Annotated in this window: 3 protein-coding genes; 2 read left to right on the forward strand and 1 reads right to left on the reverse strand. The window is 44.0% G+C overall.

Annotation, left to right across the window (positions count from 1 at the left end; translation table 11 throughout):
• Positions 1–75: 75 nt before the first annotated feature.
• Complete coding sequence (gene pap, locus ABUA31_RS08345) at positions 76–1,560, forward strand: polyphosphate:AMP phosphotransferase (RefSeq protein ID WP_349818796.1); 1,485 nt, start codon at positions 76–78, stop codon at positions 1,558–1,560.
• Positions 1,561–1,679: 119 nt separating this feature from the next.
• Here pap and ABUA31_RS08350 read toward each other — a convergent pair whose 3' ends face one another.
• Entirely contained in the window at positions 1,680–3,716 is a 2,037-nt protein-coding gene (locus ABUA31_RS08350; RefSeq protein WP_055147463.1) for a beta-galactosidase, read from the reverse strand.
• A gap of 415 nt (positions 3,717–4,131) precedes the next feature.
• On the opposite strand from ABUA31_RS08350, the gene ABUA31_RS08355 reads away from it, so the two are divergent.
• The coding region (locus tag ABUA31_RS08355; protein WP_349822584.1) for a transglutaminase domain-containing protein at positions 4,132–6,000 on the forward strand (1,869 nt) is incomplete at its 3' end.

Consider the following 6,000-nt stretch of genomic DNA (forward strand, 5'->3'; position numbering starts at 1 on the left):
ATTAGTTTCTGTAAATCGGGGTATATTATTCATAAAAACAAATGAAGAGACAATGTGAAAGGAGCAGTGGGTTACATGTTAAAGGACTGGAACAAGCCGGAGCGTCCATCGGATGAGGAGATAGACGCGAGGTTAAAGATCGCCAGAGAGAATCTGACACGCAATCAGATCAAGGTAAAGGAAGGCAAGATACCTGTATTTGTCATATTTGAAGGCTGGGGTGCTGCAGGTAAGGGAAGTCTTGTCGGAAGGATCATCAAGAATATGGATCCGAGATTTTTCAACGTTGAGTCAGTGAAATATTCCACAGACGAGGAAAAACGCAGACCATTCCTGTACAAGTATTTTACGAGAATACCGGAACAGGGGGAGTTTGCATTTCTGGATGGTGGCTGGATGAGGGACATAGTAGGTGGCAAGATGTCCGGGGAGCTGTCAGATAAGGAATACCGGAAGAGAGTTGACAGCACCAAGAGATTTGAGAGGACTCTGGCGGACAACGGATATCTGGTCATGAAATTTTTCTTCCAGATAGACAAGCACGAGCAGAAGAAGAGGCTTGAAACACTTCTTGAAGATGATACGACAAACTGGAGAGTGTCTAAGCATGATCTGAAGCAGAACAAAAAGTATGACGAGTATCTTGAGGCATTTGACAGCTTTATGTATGACACCAATCTGTCAAATGCACCGTGGTACATGATAGATGCAAAGGAGAGAAAATGGGCAGAACTTCAGATACTCGATATCATCAATCAGGGAATAGAGACTGCGCTGCTCAATCAGGGGCATGCTGTACCTATACTGCAGAATACATTTGCGCTCAAGAAGATCCCGAAACTTTCCGAGGTGTCTCTCGACAAGAAACTGACGGATGAGGAGTACAAGGAGGAACTTGACAAGCTGCAGAAGAAACTCGGCAGACTGCACAATGAGCTTTATCAGAAGAGGATACCTGTTATCATAGGCTACGAAGGTTGGGATGCGGCAGGCAAAGGTGGAAATATCAAAAGGATAGCGGAGGCACTTGATGCGAGAGGTTATGTGGTAAATCCTATAGCAAGTCCGGAGCCACACGAGAAGGCAAGGCATTTTCTGTGGAGATTTTGGACAAGACTTCCAAAGTCCGGGCATGTGGCTATATTTGACAGAACATGGTATGGCAGAGTCATGGTTGAGCGACTTGAGGGTTTCTGCTCGGAGAATGATTGGCAGCGGGCGTACAATGAGATAAATGAATTTGAGAAGGAACTCCACGACTGGGGTGCGATCGTCATCAAATTCTGGGTTCAGATCGACAAGGATACACAGCTTGAGAGATTCACACTCAGACAGAACACGCCTGAGAAACGCTGGAAGATCACAGATGAGGACTGGCGCAACCGTGACAAATGGGATGACTATGAGACTGCGGTGGATGAGATGCTGGAAAAGACCAACACCAGCTTTGCGCCATGGCACATATTGGAGTCAAATGACAAGAAGTATGCCAGAATAAAAGCCCTCAAGATCGTTATCAAGGCGATAGAGGATAAGCTGGAGCAGGTTGAAAAGAACTAAAAATGCATATAGGACTGAGAGTCCATGCTGGAAATAGAACACATAAGGCGGTGATACACAACAGAAGTATCACCGCCTTTTTCAAAAAGGTTTAAGGAAGGAAAAAGTTATTATCAGATTTAATTATTTTCCTTGATGATGGATACTCCAAACGGAGCCAATTCCATTTTGCCATCAAATATATTTTTCGTCTGAATGTCGGTTCCGTGAACTTCAGATATTGTCTGAGGTTCGTTGGTGTTGTTCAGGTAAAATCCATATGCAGTTCCGTCATCTGCATATCTGCAGTGATACTGAACTCCGTCAGGGAGATCTTTTATGGCGATACCGGCGTTCACCATCATCTGCTCCATGATCTCACCGAGTTTACTGTAATCTATTCTTGCAGCCACGTAGTAGGCCTTGCCCTCGCCGTAGCTGTTCACTGTCACTGCTGCATTTCCGGCGTAGAAATCAGAATCGTAGGTTCCAAGTACATCCGCCGTTCCGACTCTCAGGATCTCAGCATAGTCACGGAGTTCGCATGAACTGCCATCTGTGAAGCTCACGCTGTTTCTGTCAGATGGATACAGGGTGTCTATCTCTTCACTGATGATTCCAAATACATCTGCAAGTCCATTTCCCGGGAATCCACCGAGTATACAGAGCTGATCCTTGTCTACATAGCCCGTAAAGTAAGTGGATAGAAGCTGTCCGCCCCTCTTTACAAATGCGGCAAGAGACTCGGCTGCGCCATCTCTCAGCATGTAGAGCATAGGTGCAACAACCACATCGTAATCGTCGAGTGGTTCATCGGATGCAATGACGTCCACGTCAACGCCGCGCTTTGTCAGCTCTTTGTATACAGACATACAGGTCTCAGGATATTTTTTTGATTCCTGCCCCAGAGCCTTGACATCATCTATGGCCCACATATTGTCCCAGTCGAACAGCAGTGCAACCTTTGATCTGATGAGTGTGCCGGTTATCTCGGAGAGCCCATCAAGCTCTGCGCCGAGGGCGGCAACCTCCTTGAATATTCTGGTGTCATTTGTTCCGAGATGGTCAACAACGGCACCATGATACTGTTCAAATGAGCCCCTGCCCTTTCGCCACTGGAAGTACTGAACAGTGTCAGAACCGCAGGCTATAGCGTTGTATGAGAACAGCTTGTGGATGCCCGGTCTTTTGAGTTTGTTATATGGATGCCAATTTACAAGCCCCGGAGCACTCTCCATAAGCATGAAAGGCTTATCCTTCTTCATGGATCTCATGACTGCGTGGTCAAATGTGTTCTGCCCCATGACATCCGCAAGGCTTTCATAGTCGTTGTGGAATCTAGGGTATGAATCCCATGAGATCACATCAAGTTCCTTTGCCATTGGTCTGTAGTCAAGACCATCGTAGAGCTGCATAAAGTTGGTTGTTATAGGTATTTCAGGGGTGAGTTCACGGAGGAGCGTTATCTCTGATTTCATGTAATCGTTCATGTTCCATGTGGTAAATCTCTTCCATTCGAGGTTCAGCCCCATGATACTGAAATCACCATTTTTGTATGGCGGCTCAATCTGTGAGAAGCTGTTGTATGAGTGACTCCAGAAGGTGGTCCACCATGCTTTGTTCAGCTTGTTTATGTCGTGGTCGAACTTCTCTGCGAGGTAATTCTGAAATCTTTTCACACAGAGACGGCAGTAGCACTCGCCACCAAGCTCATTTGACACATGCCACATGATGAGTCCCGGATGGTTTCCCACATGGGCGTGGAGCTGACGGATGATATTGGCAACTTTTTCTCTGTATACAGGTGAGCTCATGCAGTGGTTCTCACGGACGCCCTGATGTTCCCTGACGTCATATGAATCCACACGCCTGATCTCAGGATACTTCTGTGCCATCCATGCCGGTTTGCCGCCCGATGGCGTGGCAAGAACGGTGTAAATGCCTGCATTATACAGGTTGTCCATAACATCCTTCAGCCAGTCAAAATGGTATTCGCCCTCAACAGGCTCATATGCTGACCATGAAAATACACCAAGAGTAGCGGAAGTCATTCCTGCCTCCTTCATCATCTCGATATCCTTTGCCAGAATATCAGGGCGGTCAAGCCACTGTTCAGCATTGTAATCACCGCCGTGTAGTATTCCGTTTATCTGTGGAAAAAGCTTGTTTTTGTTCATTTATCTGTCATCTCCTATAAATAAAGGTAATGTGCTCTATGTGATCTGTTTTTAGTGTAGAATATATGCGCAAACGGTTGCACAGCTTGCTATTTAAAGGTAGCACAAATAGACAAATAATTCAATTGTAATTTGACAATACATTTCAATTTGTGCAAAATATACAAAATATATACACTGCCATTCATCAGGACAATATTGTATATAATTAAGAAAAACGGCTTGAAATAAGAGATATAGTTGCTTATGATTAAGATATCATGAATTGCTCAAAGTTGCGCAATTTGTCAATTCCTACAAGATGTACAAAAGTGAGGTAAAAAGCTATCGAACAGTGTCAAAAATCTATATAATAAAAGTATTGAGGGATGAACGGAAATATAAGGTTGGAACGTATCGTTTAAGGAGGAGTTTTATGATAAAAAAGAGGAAATCATATAGAGTGGTGGCAGGCAGTATAAGGTCTGAGTTGTTAAGGGAGCTGAGCAGAAAAATCTGTATCGGTGCCTTGGCATTTTCAGCGGCGGTTGTGCTATTGCCAGGCGGTAAAGTGGGAGCATATGCATCTGATCAGACACGGGTAAGTTCAGATGAGAGTCAGGTTACGGTAGGGTATGATGATCTGGACGACACTTTGCAGAAAGGCGGACTTGGCGTTGTCGTTGAGCAGCAGGATGGTGCGGCTTCACTGGCATCTACATATGATGCAACAGCACTTGAGAAGCTTATTGTTGAAGGAATCAAGGCATGGCAGACGAGTATAGATGTATCGGAACTTGGCCTTACGAGAGACGATATTAATAACGGGGCAGTAAGATCTATTATCAATTCTCATCCCGAGTTTATCAGTCTATCGGGAGGCTATACATATTGGACTTCTGGCTCTTCAATCACCAAAATAGCATTTACATATTTGACAAATGCAAAGGAGGAGCAGCAGGAGCTTGATGCTGCACTTCAGGAAGTCAAGAGTAAGATAGATACCAGTGGAATGAGCGATGAAGAGATAGTACTTGCATATCATGAGTATCTCACATCCACAGTTGCATATGCATATGAGGATTATTTCAATGGAACGATTGCTGCAAATCACGGGTACGATATGTATGGAGCTTTGGTTAAACATAGTTGTGTGTGTCAGGGATATGCCGAGACTATGTTTTATCTGCTAAGAGAGGCTGGTCTTTCATGTGCAATCGCATCAAGTGAAAATATCAATCACGCGTGGAACATAGTTAAGATACATGGAAAATGGTATCACATAGATGCAACTTGGGACGATCCGGTGTGGGATATGCCTGGAAGATCATATCATGATTATTTCCTTGTCAGCTTTGATACAATGAATAAGAATACACTCATCAACCATACTAAGGACAGAACGGATATGGTTGTCAGTGCACAGTGGGGAGATACATATACGACAGCGGTGGACACCACTTATGAGAGTGGTAAGTTCTGGAATGGTATTGAGAAAGCTATTTTTTATAAAGACGGTTATTGGTACAGCATAAGTGAGGGCAGTTCGAAAACATCATTTAACATAAATAAGTACCAGTATTCGACTAACATAAACAAGGTTTTGTATTCGGGCACTGCAAAATGGACAACTCCGAGTGGTGGGTATTATCCCGGTGTTTATAGTTCAATACATCTCCGAGGTGATAATTTATATTTTACTACTCCGGATAGCTTGAACAAGATAGATATAACATCGACAAATGTAATTCCTACAGAGCTTATAAATATACGAACACAGTATAATAGTTCAACAGGAAATAATTTATATGCGTTTGGAGAACAGTATGGTAAGCTGGTGTATTTTATTACAGATTCTCCTAATATAAAGAAAACTAAGGATTCAAGCAATTCAAGCAAGTATAACAAGGAGTATGCCGAGTATACATTCGAGATGTGCATAAGCCACAAGTGGGATGCTGGAGTGGTGACAAAGGAGCCGACCTACACAAGTACAGGAACCAAGAAGTACACCTGTACAAACTGCGGTGAGACCAAGATCGAAACGATAGCCAAACTTGTATGTACGAGCCACGTGTGGGATAGCGGCAAGGTTGTGACAGCGCCGACATACAAGACAGAGGGAACCAAAAAGTATACGTGTAAGAATTGCGGAACAACCAAGACCGAAACGATAGCCAAGCTGGTATGTACAAAGCATGCATGGGATGCCGGAGTAGTGACAATACAGCCAACATACAAGACAGAGGGAACAAGAAAGTACACCTGTACAAACTGTGGCGAGACAAAGACCGAGACTATAGCT

The organism is Coprococcus sp. RTP31081st1_H1_RTP31081_211007 (assembly GCF_040227275.1).
Lineage (GTDB): Bacteria > Bacillota > Clostridia > Lachnospirales > Lachnospiraceae > Coprococcus > Coprococcus aceti.

Bases quoted from the DNA above. Each gene is read 5' to 3' on its own strand.
- pap (WP_349818796.1), top strand. From the start codon at position 76: ATGTTAAAGGACTGGAACAAGCCGGAGCGTCCATCGGATGAGGAGATA.
- ABUA31_RS08350 (WP_055147463.1), bottom strand. From the start codon at position 3,716: ATGAACAAAAACAAGCTTTTTCCACAGATAAACGGAATACTACACGGC.